Genomic DNA, 1,017 nt, shown 5'->3' on the forward strand with positions numbered 1-1,017 from the left:
CGACTTAGCGATATTATTCCTAGGTCTTTAGCACGGTGAATCATTGCCCCAATGGAAACGCGCCAATACTTTTTAAGTTCTGTGTAACCATCCAGCGTTGTTTCACTTGAAACCATTGAAGAAAATGCGTCTTCGGGTAGAAGTAAGGCAGAAGCGAATTGATTAGCCTGCTGTTCCATCAGCTTGAATTCCTCTTTTGTCAGACTGTCTTGATTGTGAACATCTATATGCATTAACAAGTGGCCTAATTCATGAGCAGCATCAAAATGTCGCCTAGACGCAGATTTCTTATCTTCTCCCAGAATAATAAATGATCTTCCAGATCTCGGTTGACAGAAGGCATCCACTTTTACACTTCCCAGTTCAACTGAAGCAACAATAACTCCATTGCTTTCTAGAACGTTTACTAAGTTATTAATTGGTTTATCTCCAAGTTGCCAGTGGTTCCTTATAATAATGGCTAACTCTTCTATTCGATCTGTATCCCATTCTCCATCAGTAGAATCTGAAAGGTCGGGAAGGTTAAGAGTGGGAAATTCAACATATTGATTCAAAACATTATAAACCTTCGAAACCCAACCAGCGCGTTCCTTTTGCATTTCTCTAACCCGTTTCGTTATTGAAACTGAAGCCCGGAAAAAAGTATTCCCCACGTACTGCTCCTCATCGGTTTCAAAAAAATAGCCTTTGGGAAAATCAAGTATATTAACAATAAGCATCATCGTTTCAGCCTTTGGAATTGCTTGACCTAACTCAAATTGTGATATGGCCTGTTTGCTAATCCCAATTCGCTCAGCTAGTTCTTTAATGGTAAACCCTCGCGCAGTTCTCGCTGAGGATAACCTCTTAGGATTAAACTGTGTTTGCATCGTCATCACTCATTCTATTTGCTCTATCCTTATCCTTTTTAATAATTACGTTTGGAGCATCCTGATATTCTTTCACTTGAGAAGTATCTAAATTCAACTTACGCTGTTTTTTCATCTTGATAGGAGTCTTATCTTCCTTCTCGTTGTT

The 1,017-nt window shown here is 39.1% G+C and carries 1 protein-coding gene; it reads right to left on the reverse strand.

Annotated elements, in window-relative coordinates; all coding sequences use genetic code 11:
* A partial coding sequence (locus tag AC1DWB_RS36035) for a helix-turn-helix domain-containing protein (protein WP_477545849.1) occupies window positions 1-869 on the reverse strand: 869 nt, incomplete at its 3' end.
* Window positions 870-1,017: the final 148 nt, after the last annotated feature.

The organism is Paenibacillus sp. P4_E11, assembly GCF_056401635.1.